Source organism: Pseudomonas kairouanensis (assembly GCF_004682055.1).
GTDB classification, from domain to species: Bacteria; Pseudomonadota; Gammaproteobacteria; order Pseudomonadales; family Pseudomonadaceae; genus Aquipseudomonas; species Aquipseudomonas kairouanensis.
This window is the reverse complement of the sequence record NZ_QUZU01000007.1, coordinates 111,256-131,952: the sequence shown is the minus strand read 5'-3', so window position 1 is coordinate 131,952 and position 20,697 is coordinate 111,256. Positions and strand designations below refer to the sequence as shown.

Genomic DNA, 20,697 nt, shown 5'->3' with positions numbered 1-20,697 from the left:
GCGAGCAAGCCCGCTCCCACACGAGCCCGCTCCGCAGGGATTCAGGGTTACCCGTGAATCAGGATGGGAACAGTTCGCTCAGCTTCATGGCCAGCATCATGTCGCCTTCGGCGCGCAGCTTGCCAGCCATGAAGGCCTGCATACCGTCGGTTTCGCCGCTGACGAGGCCTTTCATGGTGTCGCCGTCCATGACCAGGGTCACTTGGGCGTCTGGGTTTTCACCTTCCAGCAGTTCGCAGGTTTTATCCTTGACCACCAGCGAGAAGTGCTGAGATTCATCGATACGGAAGCCAAAAACCAGATCCAGGCCGGCAGCGGCGCTTGGGTCAAATTTGGCTTTCATTGCTTCTACAGCGTTGGCTACGTCAGTCATGGTTTCGATCCTTTAGGGTAGAGTCCAGTGACCTTGGGGTCACGGTTGGCCGCAGCTTATCGGAACGTGATGAGCTGCGGCGCCTTCAACAGTTGCAGGTGTGCATGACTGTTGAAGGAAGCCAGTGCCACCTCGCGACCACGGAATTTCAGCTGGTTGAGCGAGGTGTTAACAATTTGCCAATTCAGCTCGAAGGCCTGGGCGGCAGGCATTCGGGTAATCAGGTGGAGCAGGGCGGTGATGGTGCCGCCGGAGGTAAATACTGCGATCTTCTGCGAGTTGTCGGCCGCTTCAAGCAAGCGTTGCAGGCCACCCTGGACGCGCTCGACAAACCCCAGCCAGCTTTCCAGGCCTGGCGGGTCGTAGGTGCCCGCCAGCCAGCGCTCGATGATCAGGGCGAAGATGCGCTGGAATTCGCTGCGGTTGTGCGCGGCATTGCGCAGGATCTCCAGGGCGTCGGGTTCGCTGTCGAGCAGGTCGGGGAGCAGGGCGCGGATGATAGCGTCGGCATCGAATTCGTTGAAGGCGCTGTCGACTTCCAGCGCCGGCACCGGCAGGCCAAGCGTACGGTATTGATCGAAAGCGGCGGTGGCGGTGTGTTGCTGGCGGCGCAGGTCGCCGGCCACGCAACGGTCGAACACCAGGCCCATGTCCGCCAGGTGGCGGCCGAGCACTTGGGCTTGCTCCACGCCAACGGGGGACAGTACGTCGTAGTCGTCTGCACCGAAGGAGGCTTGGCCATGTCGAATCAGATAGATGCTGCCCACGTCCGTTTTCCCGGTACGTTGAAAGTCTGGCGAGGTTATGAGGATGCCTGCGGCCTGTCAATGAAAAAACATACGCTTGTTTTAAAAGCTCGTTGGAGCCCTGCATTGCTGGCGGTTTGATCACTGGCTCGAACGCGGTGCCGCCGGTATGCTTGGGCCATTCCGCGCGTGGCGCACTGCAACTGTAAGGAGCAACATGGATTTTCTGGCCGAATACGCGAGCTTTCTGGCGAAGACCGTCACACTGGTGGTCGCTATTCTGGTGGTATTGATCAGCTTCGCAGCCCTGCGCAGCAAAGGTCGCCGCAAATCCGCCGGCCAATTGCAGGTCAGCAAACTCAATGATTTCTACAAGGGCCTGCGTGAGCGCCTGGAGTCGACCCTGCTCGACAAGGACCAGCTCAAGGCTTTGCGCAAATCCGAAGCCAAGGCAGAAAAGAAGAAGGGCAAGCACAAGCCCGAGGCCAAGCCACGGGTGTTCGTGCTGGATTTTGACGGCGATATCAAGGCCTCGGCCACCGAGAGCCTGCGCCACGAAATCACTGCGCTGCTGAGCCTGGCGACACCCAAGGACGAGGTGGTGCTGCGTCTGGAAAGCGGCGGCGGCATGGTTCACAGCTACGGCCTGGCTTCTTCGCAACTGGCGCGAATCCGCCAGGCGGGCGTGCCCCTGACGGTGTGCATCGACAAGGTCGCAGCCAGCGGCGGCTACATGATGGCGTGCATCGGCGAGAAGATCATCAGCGCACCGTTTGCCATCCTCGGCTCCATCGGCGTGGTGGCGCAGTTGCCCAACGTCAACCGCCTGCTCAAAAAGCATGACATCGACTTTGAAGTGCTCACTGCCGGTGAATACAAGCGCACCCTCACCGTGTTTGGCGAAAACACCGAGAAGGGCCGTGAGAAGTTCCAGGAAGACCTGGACATTACCCATCAACTGTTCAAGAACTTCGTGTCGCGCTATCGCCCGCAATTGGCGATTGATGACGTGGCGACCGGTGAGGTGTGGTTGGGTGTTGCTGCCTTGGACAAACAACTGGTGGACGAACTGCAGACCAGTGACGAATACCTGGCCACCAAGGCCAAGACGGCCGAGGTGTTCCACCTGCACTATGCCGAGCGCAAGAGCTTGCAGGAGCGCGTGGGCTTGGCGGCCAGTGGGTCGGTGGATCGGGTGCTGTTGACCTGGTGGAGCCGTCTGACCCAGCAGCGGTTTTGGTAACCCAATCCAGCAAATGTAGGTGATCCTTGTGGAAGGGGGCTTGCTCCCGATGGCGGTGGGTCAGTGATGAATGTATCAACTGACACTCCCTCATCGGGGGCAAGCCCCCTCCCACATTGTTTTCATGTGATGTTTAGGGCTCCAGCACAACCTTCAGCGACTTGTCGCCACGCTCCATCACCGCAAACGCTTCCTTGAAGTCCGCCAGGGCAAATTTGTGGGTGACCACGTCGCGCATATCGATCTTGCGGTTGCCGATAAAGTCGATGGCGCGCGGGTACATGTACGGCCCCAGGTGCGAGCCAAGTACATCCAGTTCCTTGCGGTCGCCGATGATCGACCAGTCCACCGTGGCCTCGTCATTGAACACGCTGAATTCCACAAAGCGTCCCAGCTTGCGCAGCATCGCCAGGCCCTGGTTCACCGCTTTGTGATGACCGGTGGCTTCGATGTAGATGTCGCATCCATAACCCTCGGTGATCTCGCGAATCTTCGCCAAAACGTCCACTTGCGCCGGGTTCCACACTTCGTCGGCGCCCATGCGCAGGGCGAGGGCGGTGCGTTCGGGTTTCATGTCCAGCACGATGAGTTTCTTGGGGTTGCGCATGCGCACCGCGCCGATGATCCCAAGGCCCAGTGTGCCGGCACCGGCGACCACCACCACATCGTCAAAGTCCACATTGGCGCGTTCAGCCGCATGCAGGGAACAGGCGAGGGGTTCGATCAATATCGCTTCGTCCGGCGCAATGGAGTCCGGCACTTTGTGGATGATGCCTTCCTTGGTGAAGATCATGTATTGGGCCATGGCGCCCTGCACATTGTTCTGGAAGCCATAGAGGTCGTGCTTCTGGCACATCCAGTACTGGCCGTGGTTGCAGAAGCGGCAACCCCAGCAGGGCACGATCTGTTCGGAGATGACCCGATCACCGACCTTCACGCCGCGCTTTTCTGCGCCGGGGCCCAGGGCGACCACGCGGCACACGAACTCATGGCCAGGGATCATCGGTGGTTTTACATAGCGGGGTTGCTCGGCATCGCCCCAGAACGAGGGAGCACCCCGGTAGGTCTTGATGTCGCCCATGCAGATGCCACACAGCTCGACCTTGGTCAGGATCTCTTCAGGGCCGGGGATGGGCACGTCGACGGTTTCCAGCCGGTAGTCTTCCGGGCCATGGCAGACCACCGCCTGCATGGTTTTCGGGATGGTCGGGGACAGCTGTTCCTGCGGGCGTTCGGTGACGGTGGACATGGTAGACCTCACGGCAAAGATGAGCGAGCCGCTCCCGCTGCGGGAGCGGTCAACCGGCAACGGGTTATTTGGCGCCGCTGACTTGCTTGTACAGCGCGTCGGCATTGGCATTGGTCACCGGCACCCAGGGCAGGATGTAGTTCTTCGCGGTGCCATCGCCCCATTTGACGTCCTTGGCGTAGCGTTCCCAGATCACTGACTTGGGTTTGTAGTCGTCACCGGTCAAGGCGCGCAAGGCCACGTCCAGTGCGCCCTGGGACTGGGCCTGGGCGTCCTGCAGGAAGGTGGTGACTTCGTCTTTCTTGGCGGCCTGAATGGCGTCCGGCATGCCGTCGATGGAGGTGACGGGCACATCCTTGGAGGTCAGGCCATGGGATTTCAGGGCCTGCACGGCGCCGAGGGCCATGTCGTCATTCTGCGCGATTACGCCGTTGATGCCCTTGGGGTGGGCGTTCAACCAGTCTTCGGTCAGGGTCATGGCCTGGGCGCGGTCCCAGTTGGCGGTCTTTTTCTCGATGATCTTGATATCGGGGTGTTTGCCCAATACTTCCAGCTCGCCTTTTTCCCGGTCGATCTGCGCCGACTGGCCAATCGGGCCCTGGATGATCACCACGTTGCCCTTGCCGTTGAGCTTGTCCACCATGGCCTGTGCCTGCAGGCGGCCACCTTCCACATCGTCATTGCCGACATACGGCACGGACGGGTCGGCAACCTTGGTGTTCGAGGCGATCACCACCACATCGTTGCTCATGGCCTGCTTCACCGTGCCGACGCCGGCTTTGGTATCGATGGGTACGAACAGGATGGCGTCGTAGTGCTGGGTCACCATGTTTTCGATCTGGTTGTTCTGGGTCAGCGCATCGTAGTTGCCGTCAAACACCGTTAGCTGCACGGTGCCGTCTTTGACGGCGGGGTGCTCCTTGAGCTCGCGCACCCAGTTCTGCATGAACTGGCCCTTGAGGCCGTAGACCGCAGCGCCGACCTTGTAGGTCTTGCCGTCGGCAGCCAGGGCGATGCTGGTGGAGAGGAGAGAAAGGGCCGCAGCGGCGGCGAAGGTCATACCAAGTTTCATGATGAGCACCCCATTTATTGTTGTAGTCAGTCGTTCATTCATTGCCTTGTTGTGCACACATGTTTATCAAATGAAAATCTGATCAGTCAAATTCTTTTGCCTTAAACCCAAAAAAAGACGTTTTCCGAGCTTTTGTCGGGATTTTCTAAATAATTGGCATGATATTTGTTGTGTGCTTGCTGATATTAATTTCATCAAATGATCATTTGATCAGGTTGGCGGTTTGCAGCTTACAGATCTTGTAATAGTTTTGCTCTGTGGGAATTTTCCGTTTCAACTGTACGATTCAAGTCCTTTTCTTGTTGCAGGATTTGCATGAACACCCTCTCGGAGCCCCCCAGTCGTCTTTCCCCAAGACACCCGCTGCCGCCGTTCCCGCTCAAGCACCCCGTATTCCGACTGCTAGCCTTGTACCGGTCCACTGACCGCGCCTTGCCGTGCCCGGCATTCTGAACACTGACTGAAGAGACTGAAATAAATGGAATGGTTAGCGGATCCAACGGCCTGGCTCGGCCTGTTGACCTTGATTGTGCTGGAACTGGTACTGGGCATCGACAACCTGGTGTTTATTGCGATCCTGGCGGACAAACTGCCGCCGGAGCAGCGCGACCGCGCGCGGTTGATCGGTTTGTCCCTGGCGTTGCTGATGCGCCTTGGCCTGCTGGCGAGTATTTCCTGGTTGGTGACCCTCACCCAGCCGCTGTTCGAAGTGTTCGACAAGAGCTTCTCCGGGCGTGACCTGATCATGCTGTTTGGCGGTGTGTTCCTGTTGTTCAAGGCCACCATGGAATTGCACGAGCGCCTTGAGGGGCATGTGGCTCAACGCACCGGCAACGTGGCCTACGCGATGTTCTGGCCCATCGTGGCGCAGATCGTGGTGCTCGACGCGGTGTTCTCCCTGGACGCGGTGATTACCGCCGTGGGCATGGTGGACGAGCTGGCGGTGATGATGATCGCCGTGATCATTTCCATCGGCCTGATGATTATCGCGAGCAAGCCGCTGACCCGCTTCGTCAACGCGCACCCAACGGTAATCATGCTGTGCCTGGGCTTCTTGATGATGATCGGTTTTGCCCTGACCGCCGAAGGCTTGGGCTTCCATATTCCCAAGGGCTACCTGTACGCGGCCATTGGCTTCTCGATCCTGATCGAGGTGTTCAACCAGATTGCCCGCGCCCGTCGCAAGAAGTCGGCGCAGGGTGCATTGCCGATCCGTGAGCGGACTGCCCATGCGGTAATGCGCTTGCTGGGTGGCCGCAGCCTGGCGGTGGAAGAGGTGGGTGAAGACGTTGCCGACCTGCTGGGCGAGCCGGATGCGATGCAAGGCCCGCTGTTTGACCGCCGCGAGCGGGTGATGATCAGCGGCGTGCTGCAATTGGCCGAGCGGCCGATCCGCAGCCTGATGACGCCACGAGCCAAGGTTGACTACATCGACCTGGCCGACGACCCCGAGAGCATCCGCCTGAAGCTGATGCACTCCTCCTACTCACGCCTGCCGTTGATTCGTAACGGCGCGGTGGATGAGCCCCTGGGTTTTGTGCACAAGAAGGAGTTGCTCAAGGAGTACCTGGCCGGCAACGAGCCAAACCTGGAGCACCTGGCGCGCCGGGCCATCAACCTGCTGGACAGTTTCTCGGTGCTCAACGCCTTGGAGCAGATGCGCCAGGAATCGACCCACATCGCCTTTGTGATCAACGAATTCGGCGACTTCATGGGGGTGTTGAGCATGACCGACATTCTCGAGTCCATTGCCGGTGAGCTACCCGATGCCAGCGAAATCGAGGGGCCGGACATTGTCGAGGAGGGCGAAGGCTTTCTGGCCAATGGCGCCTTGAACCTCAACCAGGTCCGCCAGCGCACGGGTTTCCAGGCTGTGGCCACCGAGGACTACCAGACCCTGGCGGGCCTGGTGATGAGCCTATTGGATCGCCTGCCGGTGGTGGGTGACAGCCTGGTGCATGAGGGCTGGCGCTTGAGCGTGGCGGTGGTGGAAGATCGGCGGGTGACGCAGGTCAGCCTGCAGCGCGATCCCCTCAGTTAATCGCCACACCGCTGAACTTCACCACATTGTCCTCACCTTTGAGGCTGCGAAACCTGATCTTGAGTGCCGGGATGCTCTCCAGCTTCCCGCGCACGGGTTGGAACACCATGGTCACGCGGGTCGGTACATTGCGTACCAGCGCACAGGCGTTCCACTGACCAGACTTCGACTGGCCGACCTGCAGTTGCGCGGCATCCAGGGAGCCGCCGTCATTTTCAATCATCAGCTTTTGCGATTGGGCAAATTCAAAGGTGGGTTTGGCGCGCGAATGGAGGGTGAGCGGCCTTAGGCAGGGTTGTAAAAAGCAGCGCGATCCTTTGCCGTGCTTTGACACATACAGCGCCTGGTCCGCCTTGATCAATGCCTGGTTCAGGGTTTCTCCGTCCTTCGCTCGCGCCTGACCGGCCGACCGGCCTTGGCGTAGCGCTTGAACGTTTTCTCCACCCGTTCGGCCTGGCCGTCTTCCGGGCCGAAGCCCTTGAGTTTCTCCATCAGCACGCCGTCCAGGTAGATCAGCAGGGTCGGTGTGCCGGTCACTTCGAGGTGCCTGGGGGTTTCAGCGCAATCGAGCACCAGGCTCACGACCCGGGGATATTTGCTGGCGATCAGCTCGAACAAGGGGCCGGCATCGGCACAGGCGGGGCAATGCTGCGAAACAAACAGCAGGAACACTGGGTGAGTTGTTTTCAGTACCCGCTGAAAATCCTCGGCATTGGCGATGACGGTGGTAGCAATCCCCATGGCGATCTCCCTTTGGTGGTGAGGGGGTCTGCCAACGCTAAGCCGGGGTGTGACAACCGTCTACTGTCAACCTTCACAGGTTGCTGTCGCGCTCCAGGCGTTCCCGCTCCTTGCGCGCCTGGCTCGCGCATTTCTTGTATTCCTCGTTGTCCCGTGAGGCTTTGGCCTTGCGATAGCCGTGGTGGTTCTGGCTGGTGTAGTTGGTGCTCAAGGCGGCGTTGAGCTTGCGCAATTGCTCCTTGCACTCACGGCGGTCATTACTGGCGTTGGCGCTGGCGGCCAGTAGAAGGGAGAGCATAACCAGGGTGGTACGGCACTTCATCGGGGGGCAATCCTTGTCGAGAGGGTTGCGTCAAGGCTAGTCCAGTGGGAGGGATTTTCCATAGGTTGCACGCACTGCAACGGTGCGGGGTAACGCCTTGGTGGCGCACTGGGGTGGGGCCTGTCACCGCAATGTGGGGCCCTGGGTAGCAAGCCGGTGGTGGCTGCTGGCGTAACGCCTTGCTCGCCGGGGCTATTTATCTGGCTGATTTATAAGATGTTTATTTCGGACATGTTTTTCCGTTACTGCCTATGGCACACTTTCTGCTGTCTATTCCGTTGTTACATACTAAGTTCCGGTATAGCGGAATACACAACTTCTGGAGTGCTTGTCATGCATCACCGACCTTCCGTGTTCAAAGCGTGTGTTTTTCTCTTCGCCGCATCGGCTTCCCTCGCAAGCGTTGTGCAGGCGGCGGACAGCAAGCTCGATGATGTGCTCAAGCGTGGGCATCTCATCGTGGGTACAGGCAGTACCAATGCGCCGTGGCACTTCCAGGGAGCGGATGGCAAGTTGCAGGGGTTTGATATCGACATCGGCCGCATTGTGGCCAAAGGTTTGTTCAACGACCCGAGCAAAGTCGAATTTGTGGTGCAGTCCTCCGACGCCCGCATTCCCAACCTGCTCACCAACAAGGTCGACATGAGTTGCCAGTTCATCACCGTCACCGCCAGCCGTGCCCAGCAGGTGGCGTTCACCCTGCCGTACTACCGCGAAGGCGTGGGCCTGCTGCTGCCCAACAACAGCAAGTACAAAGAGATCGAAGACCTGCAAGCCGGTGGCGACGGTGTCACCGTGGCCGTGCTGCAAAACGTGTATGCCGAAGAGCTGGTGCATCAGGCGCTGCCCAAGGCCAAGGTCGATCAGTACGACAGCGTTGACCTGATGTACCAGGCCGTGAACTCCGGCCGCGCCGATGCTGCCGCCACCGACCAGTCTTCGGTCAAGTACCTGATGGTGCAAAACCCCGGCCGCTACCGCAGCCCCACCTACGCCTGGAGCCCGCAGACCTATGCGTGCGCGGTCAAGCGTGGCGACCAGGACTGGCTGAACTTCGTCAACACGGCCCTGCATGAAGCCATGACCGGCGTGGAGTTCCCCACCTACAAGGCCTCGTTCAAGCAATGGTTTGGTGTGGACCTGCCAGAACCTGCCATTGGCTTCCCGGTTGAATTCAAGTGAATAACCGGGGCGCCCGTCCCGGCGCCCCATTCAGGTACTGCTGACCATGAACTATCAGTTGAACTTTGCCGCCGTCTGGCGCGATTTCGACACCTTGCTGGCGGGGCTCGGTCTGGGCCTGCAACTGGCATTGCTGTCGATCGCCATCGGCTGCGTGATCGGCTTGATGATGGCGTTTGCCATGCTGTCCAAGCACCGTGCGTTGCGAATCTTCGCCTCGGTGTATGTGACGGTGGTGCGCAATACGCCGATCCTCGTGCTGATCCTGTTGATCTACTTTGCGTTGCCATCGCTCGGGATTCGCCTGGATAAAATCCCCTCGTTCATCATCACCTTGTCGTTGTACGCCGGTGCCTACCTGACCGAAGTGTTCCGCGCCGGGCTGTTGAATATTCCCAAGGGCCTGCGGGAAGCGGGGTTGGCAATTGGGCTGGGTGAGTGGCGGATCCGCGCCTACATCACCGTGCCGGTGATGCTGCGCAACGTGCTGCCGGCGCTGTCGAACAACTTTATTTCTCTGTTTAAGGACACCTCGCTCGCCGCCGCCATCGCGGTGCCGGAGCTGACCTATTACGCCCGCAAGATCAACGTCGAAAGCTACCGGGTGATCGAAACCTGGCTGGTCACGACCGCGCTCTACGTGGCTGCCTGTTACCTCATTGCCATGCTGCTCCGTTACTTGGAACAGCGTCTGGCGATCCGTCGTTAAGGAGGGCTTCCATGTACGAGTCCCCAAGCTGGCTGCATGAGTTGTGGATTGCCCGGGATACCCTGTGGGCGGGCTTTCAGGCCAGTGTTTATGTGTCGGCGCTGGCGATTATCTTCGGCACCCTGATCGGCATCGTCGCCGGGTTGATCCTGACCTACGGCAAGTTCTGGATGCGTGCACCGTTTCGCCTGTATGTGGATTTGATCCGTGGCACGCCGGTGTTTGTGCTGGTGCTGGCCTGCTTCTACATGCTGCCGGCCCTCGGCTGGCAGATCACCGCGTTCCAGGCCGGTGCGGTGGGGTTGACGCTGTTTTGCGGCTCCCATGTTTCGGAGATCGTGCGTGGGGCGCTGCAAGCCATTCCCCGCGGGCAACTGGAAGCGGGCAAGGCCATTGGCCTGACGTTCTACCAGTCCCTGGGCTATGTGCTGCTGCCCCAGGCGTTGCGTCAGATATTGCCGACCTGGGTCAATTCCTCCACGGAAATCGTCAAGGCCTCCACCTTGCTGTCGGTAATCGGCGTGGCGGAATTGCTGCTCAGTACCCAGCAGGTCATTGCACGCACCTTCATGACCCTGGAGTTCTACCTGTTCGCGGGTTTTCTGTTCTTTGTCATCAACTACGCCATCGAGTTATTCGGGCGCTACATTGAAAAGCGGGTGGCCTTGCCATGAACCAACCTCACACCAACCAACCGCTGCTCAACATCCGTGGCCTGCGCAAACAGTACGGCGAGGTCGAAGTGCTCAAGGGCGTTGACCTGACCATGCAGCGCGGCAACGTGGTGACCTTGATCGGCTCCAGCGGCTCGGGCAAGACCACGTTGCTGCGCTGTGTGAACCTGCTTGAAGAGTTTCAGGGCGGGCAGATCACCCTCGACGGCGAGTCCATCGGCTACAGCGAAATTGCCGGCAAACGCGTGCGTCACCCTGAGCGGGTGATTGCCCAGCACCGCGCCATGACCGGCATGGCATTCCAGCAGTTCAACCTGTTCCCCCATTTGACCGCCTTGCAAAACGTCACCCTCGGCCTGCTCAAGGTCAAGAAGATGGGCAAGGACGAAGCCGTGGCCCTGGCCGAAAAATGGCTGGAGCGTGTAGGCCTTTTGGAGCGGCGCAACCACTTCCCCGGCCAGTTGTCTGGCGGCCAGCAACAGCGCGTGGCGATTGCCCGTGCCATCGCCATGAACCCGAGTTTGATGCTGTTTGACGAAGTCACATCGGCGCTGGACCCGGAGTTGGTGGGCGAAGTGCTCAGTGTGATCAAGGGCTTGGCGGAGGAGGGCATGACCATGTTGCTGGTCACCCACGAAATGCGCTTTGCCTATGAAGTGTCGGACAAGATCGTCTTCATGAACCAGGGCCGTATCGAGGAGCAGGGCACCTCGAAAGATATTTTCGAGCGCCCGCAGTCGCCGCGCCTGGCGGAATTTTTGAAGAACATTCGTTTTTAATCAGGAGCCTATTTTATGAGCATTACACGTTACGGAACCGGCAGCACCGCCGGCGGCGGCCAGCCTCGTCCTTTTGCCCGTGCGGTGGAAGCGGACGGCTGGCTCTACGTCTCGGGCCAGGTGCCGGCGGTGGACGGTGAAATCATCAGCGGCGGCATCGTCGAACAAACCCGGCAAACCATGCGCAACGTGGTGGCGATCCTCGAAGAAGCCGGCTACGAACTCAAGGACGTGGTACGCGTGGGCGTCTGGCTGGAAGACCCGCGTGACTTCTGGAGCTTCAACAAGGTGTTCGGCGAATACTTCACCCCCGAACATGCGCCTGCGCGGGCCTGTGTGCAGGCCAATATGATGGTGGACTGCAAGGTGGAGATTGATTGCGTGGCCTACAAGAAAAAAGGCTAAATGCCGGCATCTAGAGCCCACTGAAGATCCAGTGTGGAATGAGAACTGTGGGAGGGGGCTTGCTCCCGATGGCGGTGGTCCAGTGATAGAGGTGTTGGCTGACACACCGCTATCGGGAGCAAGCCCCCTCCCACAGTGGATCGCAGCCAGACCATAGAACTTTGACCGGACGCCCATTGCCATGACCGAAGACACCATCAAACGCCGCGCCAAAGGCCTGGACCGGGCATTCGATATTCTCGATTTTCTCAAGGAAATCGGCCAGCCCCTGCGCCCGAATGATATTGCCAGTGGCATCGGTAGCCCCAAGTCCACGGTCTATGAATTGGTCGCATCGTTGCTGGAGCGACGCATCCTGGAAACCGTGGGCAAGGACGGGCACGTTTATCTCGGTCGCCAGCTGTACTTCCTTGGCCAAGCGCACTTGCGCCATTTCGACCTGACCCGCGAGGCCGACCATGCCCTGCAGGAGATCGTCAGCCAAACCCACGAAACCGCGCAGATGTGCCTGCTCAATGGGCGCAAATACACGGTAGCGCTGATGCGCGAAGGGGAGCGGCATTTCCGCATCTCATCGGATATCGGCGAAAACGCCCCCATCCCCTGGACCGCCTCCGGGCGCCTGCTGCTGGGGCACTTGAGTGACCAGCAAATCGTCGACCTGATCGACCACGACGACTTCATTCTGCCGGATGGCCAGCGCCTGCCACTGGATACCTTCCTGGCGCAGATCCGGCAGGCCACCCTCGATGGCTTCTTTTCCTTCGACAGCGTGGCCGACACCTTTACCCATTGCTTTGCCGCCCCGGTGCGAGACGCCCAGGGCATCAGCATTGCAACGTTGTGCATCGTCGCGCCACGGGCCGATGCCATTAAAAACTACAACGACTATCGCCGGGTGTTGATTGACAGCGCCAACCACCTGGCCCGTCGCATCAACGAATAGGAGCATTTCATGTCTGCCATCAATGCCGTTGAAAAGGGCGCCGCCGCCGTCGGTGCCCACCTGGTCCGTGACGTCAGCCTGCCGGCCCTGGTGCTGCACCGCGACGCCCTGGAGCACAACATTCGCTGGATGCAGGCGTTTGTCAGCAACAGTGGCGCGCAACTGGCGCCCCACGGCAAGACCAGCATGATGCCAGCGCTGTTCCAGCGTCAGATCGCCGCCGGTGCCTGGGGTATTACCCTGGCCAACGCCGTGCAGGCCCGTGCCGCCTATGCCGGTGGCGTGCGTCGCGTCTTGATGGCCAACCAACTGGTGGGCGCGCCGAACATGGCGTTGATCGCCGACCTGTTGGCCGACCCGGATTTTGACTTTCACTGCATGGTCGATCACCCGGACAACGTCGCCGACCTGGGCCTGTTCTTCGCCGCCCGTGGCCTGCGCCTGAACGTCATGATCGAGTACGGCGTGGTAGGCGGGCGTTGTGGCTGTCGCAGCGAGCAGCAAGTGCGCGAGCTGGCCAAGGCGATCAAGGCCCAGCCCGCGCTGGCCCTTACGGGTATCGAAGGGTATGAAGGGGTGATTCACGGCGAACACGCTATCAGTGGCATCCGCGAGTTTGCCGCCAGCCTGGTGCGCCTGGCGGTGGACCTGCAAAACAACGGCTCGTTCGACCTGCCCAAGCCCATCGTCACCGCGTCGGGTTCGGCCTGGTATGACCTGATCGCCGAGTCTTTCGAAGAACAGAACGCTGCTGGCCGCTTCCTCAGTGTGCTGCGTCCGGGCAGTTATGTGGCCCACGACCACGGTATCTACAAAGAGGCGCAATGCTGCGTGCTCGACCGTCGCAGCGACCTCAGCGAAGGCCTGCGCCCGGCGCTGGAAGTCTGGGCCCATGTGCAATCGTTGCCCGAGCCCGGTTTTGCCGTGATTGCCCTTGGTAAACGCGACGTGGCCTACGATGCCGGTTTGCCGGTGCCGCTCAAGCGTTACAAGGCCGGTATTGTGCCCGCCGAAGGGGAGGATGTAAGCGCGTGCAAGGTCACGGCGGTGATGGACCAGCATGCATTCATGACCGTGGCGCCGGGGGTTGAGTTGCGCATTGGCGACATCATCTCCTTTGGTACGTCCCATCCGTGCCTGACCTTTGACAAGTGGCAGGTGGGTTGCCTGGTGGATGAGCAGTTGCAGGTGATCGAGAGCTTGCACACCTGCTTCTAGACCGAGTCGCTCCCTTCGCGAGCAAGCCCGCTCCCACACTTGAAATGCATTCCAAATGTGGGAGGGGGGCTTGCCCCCGATGAGGCCATCAGCCACACCAGAGATTCAGGCATGAACACAACCCCCAGAATCGCCCTCATCGGCGAATGCATGATCGAACTGCAACACCGCGCCGACGGCAGCCTGCACCAAAGCTTTGGCGGCGACACCTTGAACGCGGCGGTGTACCTGCGCCGAGAGCTGGGCGATACCGGCAACGTCGACTACGTCACCGCCCTGGGCGACGACAGTTTCAGCGACGCCATGTGCCAGCGTTGGACCGACGAAGGCCTTGGCCTGTCCATGGTCCAGCGCCTGCCCGGACGCTTGCCGGGTTTGTACTGCATCCAGACCGATGCCAATGGCGAGCGCAAATTCCTTTACTGGCGCAATGAAGCGGCTGTGCGCGACTGCTTCACCACGCCCGCCGCCGAGCCGATCCTGGCCGCGTTGCCGGACTACGACGTGGTGTATTTCAGCGGCATCACCCTGGCGGTGCTGGGAGAGGTCGGGCGTGAGCGCTTGCTGCAAGCACTGATCGAGACCCGGCGGCGCGGCGGCAAAGTGGTATTCGACAACAACTACCGGCCGCGGCTGTGGGCCAATGTCGAGGCGGCGCGTGTGGCGTATCACACGGTATTGGCGCAGGTGGATATGGCGCTGCTAACCGAGGACGACGAGTTGGCCTTGTTTGGCTATGCCGACAGCGAGCAGGTGTTTGCCGCCTACCCGACGATTGGGGAAGTGGTGCTCAAGCGTGGCGCGGATGCGTGTTTGGTTCGCTGCGCGGGCGAACGGTTTGCGGTGCCAGCGGTCAAGGTTGAGAAGGTGGTGGATACCACGGCGGCGGGGGATTCGTTCAGTGCGGCGTATTTGGCCGGTCGGCTCAAAGGGAATTCGCCCGAACAAGCCGCCATTGCCGGGCATCGACTGGCGAGTCGGGTTATTCAAATGTCAGGAGCCTTGATCCCTCGTTGAATGGCCGCCTTTGGCGGTTCGCGAGCAAGCCCGCTCCCACATTCGACTGCATTCCTTCAGATAAAATGCGGTCAACTGTGGGAGCGGGCTTGCTCGCGAAAGCGATTTAAAGGCAACCCCTCAGTCCCGGTAAAACACCTGCACCAAGTGATACCCGAACTTGCTCTTGATCGGCCCGTGAACCACCTTCACCGGCTTCTTGAAGATCACCGCGTCAATGGCTCCCACCATCTGCCCCGGCCGTACTTCACCCAAATCCCCCCCGCGCTTGCCCGACGGGCAGGTGGAGTACTTCTTGGCCAGCACATCAAAGGCTTCGCCCTTGGCAATGCGCTGCTTGAGTTGTTCGGCTTCTTCACTGGTTTTCACCAGGATATGACGGGCTTGGGCTTTCATTGGTCTCTACCAGGTGTGCGACGGCGCGCGATTATGCCTGAACTCATTCGGCGACGCTGATCATGCTGCGGATTTTGGTGGCCAGCAGGTCGATGGAAAATGGCTTGGCTACCATGTCCATGCCGTCCTCCAGGAAGCCTTGGCGTTCGGCGGCTTTTTCCGCATAGCCGGTCATGAACAACACCTTGAGGCCCGGCCGATGCTGACGGGCGATTTCCGCCAGTTGCCGGCCGTTCATGCCCGGCAGGCCCACGTCGGTCACCAGCAGGTCCACGCGCAAATCCGATTCCAGCAGTGGCAAGGCGGTGCGCGCATCGGCGGCCTGGTGGGCGGTGTAGCCCAACTCATCCAACACATTCACCACCAGCATCCGCACCGCCGGGTCGTCCTCCACCACCACCACGGCTTCGCCGGCCAGGGCCACCGGTGCTTCGCTCAAATGCTGCGGCAGGCTGCTTTCCAGTGCGGTGCCATGCAGGCGCGGCAGGTACAGGCGCACGCATGTGCCCTGGCCTGGCTCGCTGTGAATGGTTACATGGCCACCGGACTGCTGGGCAAAGCCGTAGATCATCGACAAGCCCAGGCCGGTGCCCTGGCCGATGGGCTTGGTGGTGAAAAATGGGTCGAACGCCTTGGCCAGGATCTTGGGTGCCATGCCTGTGCCGTTGTCGCACACGCCGAGCATCACGTAGTCACCGGCTTTGACCGGTTCCAGGGTGGTGATGTCGGTGCCGTCAAGGTAGCTGTTGGCGGTTTCGATCAGCAATTCGCCACCGTCTGGCATGGCATCACGCGCATTGATCACCAGGTTGAGCAGGGCGTTTTCCAACTGGCTGGCATCGGTGTTGACCGGCCAGATGTCGTGGCCCAGTTGCACCTTGAGGCTGATGTGGGCGCCCTTGGTGCGGCGAAACAGATCCTCCAGGGAGGCCACCAACTGGTTGGGGTCTAGTGGCCGTCGGTCCAGGGACTGGCGGCGTGAGAACGCCAGCAAGCGGTGGGTGAGGGCGGCCGCGCGATGGGCCGACGACACGGCCGCATCGGTAAACCGGCCGATCTCATCACTGCGCCCGGCGGCGATATAGCGCTGCATCAAGTCCAGGCTGCCAATGATGCCCGTGAGCATATTGTTGAAGTCGTGGGCAATGCCGCCGGTAAGTTGGCCCACCGCTTCCATCTTTTGTGCGTGGCGCAGGGCGTCCTCGGCACGTTCGCGTTCGTACATCTCGTTCTGCAGACGCTGGTTGGCTTCGGCCAGGGCCTGGGTGCGCTGGGCCACGCGTTCTTCGAGGTTTTCGTTGAGGTGGCGCAGGGCCTCTTCGGTGAGCTTTCGTTCGGTCTCGTCGATCACAAAGATGTAAAAACCGTTCACCGAGCCGTCATTGCTGAAGCGCGGCAGGTATTTCATCAGCGCATGGCGTGGTCGCCCGTCGCGGTGTGGAGTGACGGTCATGAAGCTGCAGGCCTTGCCCTTGAGCGCGGCGGTGATCTTGTCTTCGCGCCCGGCATACACCTCATCGCCGAGCACTTCGCGGATGGTCTTGCCGTACAGCTCCTGGGGCGTCATGCCGTACCACTCCAGGTACGCGCTGTTGTTCAGCCGAAAGCGTTGCTCGTGGTCCACATAGCCGATCAGCACCGGCATGGCGTTGATGATCAGTTGCAGCTCGGTCTGGCTTTGGCGCAACGCCTGCTCAGTGTGTTTGCGCTCGGTAAGGTCCAGCGCAGCCCCCAGGAAGCGTGCCGGGCGGCCTTGATGGTCCTTGTAGCAACGGCCACGGGCAAACACCCAGCGCACGGTGCCATCGGCCTGTTGCAGGCGGTATTCCTCGGCGTACTCGGTGCCGAAGGTGATGCAATGCTTGATGCTGCGCGCCACCATGCCCCGGTCTTCGGGGTGCACGCCGTGCAGATAGTCGCTGATGGGCAGCTGGCTGGCTTCGTGTGGGTCGACTCCGTGCAGGTAGGCGAAGTGGGCATCGGCGATAAAGCGGTCTTCGCCGATATCCCAGTCCCAGGTGCCCACCGCGTCGGTCGCCGCCAGTGCCAGTTGCAGGCGTTGCTCGGTGTTGTGGCGGGCCTTTCGGCGTTCGTTGGTTTCGATGGCGGTGACCAGGATGCCGGCCACGCTGTCGCTTTCATCGCGGATCGGGCTGTAGGTCAGGTCCAGCCAGATCTCGGTGTCGCGGTTGTTGCGTTGCAGGATGAAGCGCTGCTCGCTGAAGGTGCGTACCTGGCCGTCGAGCACCGCGTCGTAGATCGGCGCGGTAAAGCTGTGCAGTTCCGGCCAGGTCACGTGCGCCGGCTGGCCCAGGGCTTCGGGGTGCTTGTTGCCCGCCAGTGCGGCAAAGCCGTCGTTATACAGTTGGGTGAGTTGGCTGCCCCACAGCAGCAGCATCGGCATCGGTGAGTGGATAACGATGTCCACTGCGGTGCGCAGGCTTTGCGGCCATTCGTTGGCCTCACCGAGCGGGCTTTGCGCCCAATCCAGCTGCGCAATCAAGGCGCCGGCGTGGCTGACGGTGGATGTTCCATTCATGAAAAAGCCCTGCGCGTAACGCTTTGAAATATGACAAACGCCGATTATCCCGCGACTGGGGAACGGCTGACTACCCCTCGAAAAATAGCATGCATTGGGGTTTTGTCTTCAAATGAGTGCCGCAGGGCTGAAACCTTTCATCTTCACGCCAGTTCCGGGCGGTTGCGAAACTCCTCCAGCGCCTGGGGGTTGGCCAATGCATCGGTGTTTTTCACCGGCTCACCGTGCACCACGTTGCGCACCGCCAATTCGACGATCTTGCCGCTGATAGTGCGGGGGATATCGCCGACGGCAAGGATCTTGGCCGGCACGTGGCGCGGGGTAGTGTTGGCGCGGATCACCTGGCGGATCTGCTGTTCGAGGGCGTCATCCAGTTCAACCCCGTCATTGAGGCGCACAAACAGCACCACCCGCACGTCATCCTGCCAACGTTGACCAATGGCCAGGCTTTCCAGCACCTGAGGCACCTTTTCCACCTGGCGATAGATCTCTGCCGTGCCAATGCGCACGCCGCCAGGGTTGAGCACGGCGTCGGAGCGGCCGTGAATCAACAGGCTGCCATTGGGGCGTTGTTCGGCGTAGTCGCCCTGGGCCCATACGCCGGGGAATTGGCTGAAATACGAAGCACGCAGTTTTTTCTGCTCGGGGTCGTTCCACAGGCCGATGGGCATGGCGGGAAAGTGACGGGTGCACACCAGCTCGCCTTTGTCGCCGACCAACGGCTGGCCCTGGTCGTTCCACACCTCGATGGCCATCGCCAGGCTTTTGCACTGCATCTCACCACGGCGTACCGGTAGGACCGGGTTGCCGATCACGAAACAGGAGACGATATCGGTGCCGCCCGACATGGATGACAGGCACAGCTCGGCCTTGATCTGGCGGTACACGTAGTCATAACTCTGGGGCGACAACGGCGAACCGGTGGAAATCAGTCCCTTGAGGCTACTTAGGTCATGGCTCAGGCGCGGTTGCAACCCGGCCTTTTCCAGGGGGGCCAGGAACTTGGGGCTGGTGCCGAATACGCTGATTTTTTCGGCATCGATCAGGTCGATCAAGCGCTCCGACCCCGGATGAAACGGCGAGCCGTCATACAGCACCGCCGTGGCGCCGATGGCCAGCACCGAGACCAGCCAGTTCCACATCATCCAGCCGCAGGTGGTGTAGTAGAACAGGCAATCGTCGCGGGACAGGTCGGCATGCAGGCCGTGCTCCTTGAGGTGGGTGAGCAACACGCCACCGGTGCCGTGGATGATGCATTTGGGCACGCCGGTGGTGCCGCTGGAATAGAGGATGTACAGCGGGTGATCGAAGGGCACCGCGACAAATTGCGGTTCGCCGCCGGGTGTGTAGAAGTCATGCCACAGCTGGACGCTGGCAGCGCTCTGATAATCCTCGACCCGCGCCTGAGGCCGGGCGTACGGCACGATGATCAGGTGCTCAAGGGAGGGTAGCCGTTCGAGGATTTCATTGAGCTTGGCGGTCTGGTCGATGGCCTTGCCGGCGTACCGGTAACCGGCGCAGGTGATCAGCACCTTGGGTTCGATCTGGCCGAAACGGTCAATCACGCCTTGGGTGCCGAAATCGGGCGACGAACATGACCAGATCGCCCCCAGGCTGGTGGTGGCCAGCATGCCGACCAGGGTTTGCCAGGTGTTGGGCATGCAGGCGGCCACCCGGTCGCCCTGGGTCACGCCAGCGGCCCGTAAGCTGCGTTGCAGGCCGGCGACATGCCGGGCCAGTTCGGCGTAGGTCAATTGTTCACGCTGGCCGTCTTCGCTGATGGCCACCACGGCGGGGTGATCGTCGCGGCGGCGCAGCAGGTGCTCGGCGAAGTTCAGGGTGGCGCCGGGGAACCACTGGGCGCTGGGCATTTGGTCGCCTTCGATCAGCACGGCGCTGGGCGGGCTGTGAAATTGCACGTTGAAAAACGCGACGATGGCCTGCCAGAAGTCCGGGCGCTGCTCGATGCTCCACTGATGCAGTGCGGGGTAGTCGTTGAGCTGAAGGTTGTAGCGTTCGTTGATGTAGCGGCGGAACTGGTCCATGCGCGTGGCGGCGATGCGTTCCGGGGAGGGTTGCCAGAGGATGTCGGACATTGCGAGATCTCTTGTTCTTGTTTGAGTCTACGGAACAACACCGACCCAATGTGGGAGCGGGCTTGCTCGCGAATGCGGTGGGTCAGAGATAAATTCAGTGACTGACCCACTGCATTCGCGAGCAAGCCTGCTCCCACATTGGGATCTTCATTGTTGCTGAGGTTTGTGTTTATTGGGCCAACCACCCGCCATCGATGTTCCAGGCGGCTCCGCGCACTTGACTGCCGGCCTCGCTGCACAAGAAGAGTACGAGCTCACCCAACTGCGGCGGTGTCACAAACTCCAGCGACGGCTGCTTCTCTGCCAACAAATCATGCTGCGCCTGCTGCGGGCTCACGCCCTTGGCCGCCCGATCATCAATCTGCTTTTGCACCAGTGGCGTCAATACCCAACCTGGGCAGATCGCATTGCAGGTCACATTGCTGGTGGCCGTTTCCAGGCCCACCACCTTGGTCAAGCCGATCACCCCATGCTTGGCCGCCACATACGCCGCCTTGCCCACCGACCCCACTTGGCCATGCACCGAGGCAATGTTGACAATACGCCCCCAGCCCTTGGCCTTCATGCCCGGCAAGCTCAAGCGCGTGCTGTGGAACACCGAGGACAGGTTGATGGCGATGATCGAGTCCCAGCGCTCGGCAGGGAAGTCTTCCACCGCCGCCACATGCTGGATACCTGCGTTGTTCACCAGAATGTCCACGCCGCCGAACTCGCGCTCCGCGTAGGCGATCATGTCGGCGATCTGCGCCGGGTCGCTGACGTCCGCCGGATGGTGCCCCACCTTGCCGCCAAACGCCTGCACCTGGGCGATCACCGTGCTGGCGTCGCCGAAGCCGTTGAGGATCAAATTGGCGCCGGCCTTGGCCAGGCTCAGGGCGATCCCCAAACCGATGCCGCTGGTAGAGCCGGTAACCAGGGCGGTCTTGCCGTTCAATGTCGTCATACAAAC

General features: G+C 60.7%; 21 protein-coding genes. 10 read left to right on the top strand and 11 right to left on the bottom strand.

Annotated elements, in window-relative coordinates; all coding sequences use genetic code 11:
* Positions 1–58 precede the first annotated feature (58 nt).
* Positions 59–373 carry an SCP2 sterol-binding domain-containing protein gene (locus tag DYL59_RS08475; protein WP_135288769.1) on the bottom strand — a complete coding sequence of 105 codons (315 nt, stop codon included), beginning with the start codon at positions 371–373 and terminating at the stop codon, positions 59–61.
* A 56-nt stretch (positions 374–429) separates the two neighbouring features.
* Complete coding sequence (locus tag DYL59_RS08470; RefSeq protein WP_135288768.1) at positions 430–1,140, bottom strand: histidine phosphatase family protein; 711 nt, start codon at positions 1,138–1,140, stop codon at positions 430–432.
* A gap of 196 nt (positions 1,141–1,336) precedes the next feature.
* Between DYL59_RS08470 and sohB the strand changes: the two genes are divergently transcribed.
* Entirely contained in the window at positions 1,337–2,362 is a 1,026-nt protein-coding gene (sohB, locus tag DYL59_RS08465) for a protease SohB (protein WP_135288767.1), read from the top strand.
* Positions 2,363–2,495: 133 nt separating this feature from the next.
* On the opposite strand, the gene DYL59_RS08460 is transcribed toward sohB, so the two are convergent.
* Together DYL59_RS08460 and DYL59_RS08455 are read right to left on the bottom strand one after the other, a co-directional pair.
* Positions 2,496–3,611, bottom strand: coding sequence for an MDR/zinc-dependent alcohol dehydrogenase-like family protein (locus DYL59_RS08460; RefSeq protein ID WP_135288766.1), 1,116 nt, complete (start codon positions 3,609–3,611; stop codon positions 2,496–2,498).
* A gap of 64 nt (positions 3,612–3,675) precedes the next feature.
* The gene (locus DYL59_RS08455; RefSeq protein WP_135288765.1) at positions 3,676–4,683 is read right to left on the bottom strand and encodes a substrate-binding domain-containing protein; all 1,008 of its coding nucleotides are present in this window, start codon (positions 4,681–4,683) and stop codon (positions 3,676–3,678) included.
* A 478-nt stretch (positions 4,684–5,161) separates the two neighbouring features.
* Here DYL59_RS08455 and DYL59_RS08450 point away from each other — a divergent pair, with 478 nt between their 5' ends.
* Complete coding sequence (locus tag DYL59_RS08450; RefSeq protein WP_135288764.1) at positions 5,162–6,724, top strand: TerC family protein; 1,563 nt, start codon at positions 5,162–5,164, stop codon at positions 6,722–6,724.
* Here the strand turns inward: DYL59_RS08450 and DYL59_RS08445 are convergent.
* From DYL59_RS08445 to DYL59_RS08435, 3 genes are all read right to left on the bottom strand, one after another.
* Positions 6,717–6,947, bottom strand: a complete 231-nt coding sequence (locus tag DYL59_RS08445; protein ID WP_135288763.1) for a hypothetical protein — start codon at positions 6,945–6,947, stop codon at positions 6,717–6,719. The two genes, DYL59_RS08450 and DYL59_RS08445, sit on opposite strands and share 8 nt — an antisense overlap.
* A gap of 146 nt (positions 6,948–7,093) precedes the next feature.
* The gene (locus DYL59_RS08440; protein ID WP_135288762.1) at positions 7,094–7,465 is read right to left on the bottom strand and encodes a thioredoxin family protein; all 372 of its coding nucleotides are present in this window, start codon (positions 7,463–7,465) and stop codon (positions 7,094–7,096) included.
* Positions 7,466–7,538: 73 nt separating this feature from the next.
* On the bottom strand, positions 7,539–7,787 hold the full coding sequence (locus DYL59_RS08435) for a hypothetical protein (RefSeq protein ID WP_135288761.1): 249 nt from the start codon (positions 7,785–7,787) through the stop codon (positions 7,539–7,541).
* A 333-nt stretch (positions 7,788–8,120) separates the two neighbouring features.
* On the opposite strand from DYL59_RS08435, the gene DYL59_RS08430 reads away from it, so the two are divergent.
* From DYL59_RS08430 to DYL59_RS08395, 8 genes are all read left to right on the top strand, one after another.
* On the top strand, positions 8,121–8,969 hold the full coding sequence (locus DYL59_RS08430; RefSeq protein ID WP_094951635.1) for a transporter substrate-binding domain-containing protein: 849 nt from the start codon (positions 8,121–8,123) through the stop codon (positions 8,967–8,969).
* A 46-nt stretch (positions 8,970–9,015) separates the two neighbouring features.
* The gene (locus DYL59_RS08425) at positions 9,016–9,678 is read left to right on the top strand and encodes an amino acid ABC transporter permease (RefSeq protein WP_105699205.1); all 663 of its coding nucleotides are present in this window, start codon (positions 9,016–9,018) and stop codon (positions 9,676–9,678) included.
* Between the two features lie 11 nt (positions 9,679–9,689).
* Positions 9,690–10,352, top strand: a complete 663-nt coding sequence (locus DYL59_RS08420; RefSeq protein ID WP_025857548.1) for an amino acid ABC transporter permease — start codon at positions 9,690–9,692, stop codon at positions 10,350–10,352.
* Entirely contained in the window at positions 10,349–11,131 is a 783-nt protein-coding gene (locus DYL59_RS08415) for an amino acid ABC transporter ATP-binding protein (protein WP_135288760.1), read from the top strand. Before DYL59_RS08420 ends, DYL59_RS08415 begins: the two co-directional genes overlap by 4 nt.
* 15 nt (positions 11,132–11,146) lie before the next feature.
* On the top strand, positions 11,147–11,536 hold the full coding sequence (locus DYL59_RS08410) for a RidA family protein (protein WP_005788829.1): 390 nt from the start codon (positions 11,147–11,149) through the stop codon (positions 11,534–11,536).
* 181 nt (positions 11,537–11,717) lie between these two features.
* Positions 11,718–12,482 (top strand): IclR family transcriptional regulator, encoded by a 765-nt coding sequence (locus DYL59_RS08405; RefSeq protein ID WP_135288759.1) that lies wholly within the window; start codon positions 11,718–11,720, stop codon positions 12,480–12,482.
* Positions 12,483–12,491: 9 nt separating this feature from the next.
* The gene (locus DYL59_RS08400) at positions 12,492–13,700 is read left to right on the top strand and encodes an amino acid deaminase (protein ID WP_135288758.1); all 1,209 of its coding nucleotides are present in this window, start codon (positions 12,492–12,494) and stop codon (positions 13,698–13,700) included.
* 111 nt (positions 13,701–13,811) lie between these two features.
* Positions 13,812–14,717: a sugar kinase gene (locus DYL59_RS08395; protein WP_135288757.1), complete on the top strand. Its 906-nt coding sequence runs from the start codon at positions 13,812–13,814 to the stop codon at positions 14,715–14,717.
* 120 nt (positions 14,718–14,837) lie between these two features.
* On the opposite strand, the gene DYL59_RS08390 is transcribed toward DYL59_RS08395, so the two are convergent.
* The 4 genes from DYL59_RS08390 to DYL59_RS08375 all read right to left on the bottom strand — a co-directional run bounded on the left by DYL59_RS08390 (position 14,838) and on the right by DYL59_RS08375 (position 20,691).
* A complete protein-coding gene (locus DYL59_RS08390) occupies positions 14,838–15,113 on the bottom strand; it encodes a peptidylprolyl isomerase (RefSeq protein WP_003174397.1) in 276 nt (91 codons plus the stop codon).
* Positions 15,114–15,156: 43 nt separating this feature from the next.
* Complete coding sequence (locus DYL59_RS08385) at positions 15,157–17,652, bottom strand: hybrid sensor histidine kinase/response regulator (protein WP_135288756.1); 2,496 nt, start codon at positions 17,650–17,652, stop codon at positions 15,157–15,159.
* 143 nt (positions 17,653–17,795) lie between these two features.
* Positions 17,796–19,748 (bottom strand): acetoacetate--CoA ligase, encoded by a 1,953-nt coding sequence (locus DYL59_RS08380; protein WP_135288755.1) that lies wholly within the window; start codon positions 19,746–19,748, stop codon positions 17,796–17,798.
* A gap of 169 nt (positions 19,749–19,917) precedes the next feature.
* On the bottom strand, positions 19,918–20,691 hold the full coding sequence (locus tag DYL59_RS08375; RefSeq protein ID WP_135288754.1) for a 3-hydroxybutyrate dehydrogenase: 774 nt from the start codon (positions 20,689–20,691) through the stop codon (positions 19,918–19,920).
* Between the last annotated feature and the right edge of the window lie 6 nt (positions 20,692–20,697).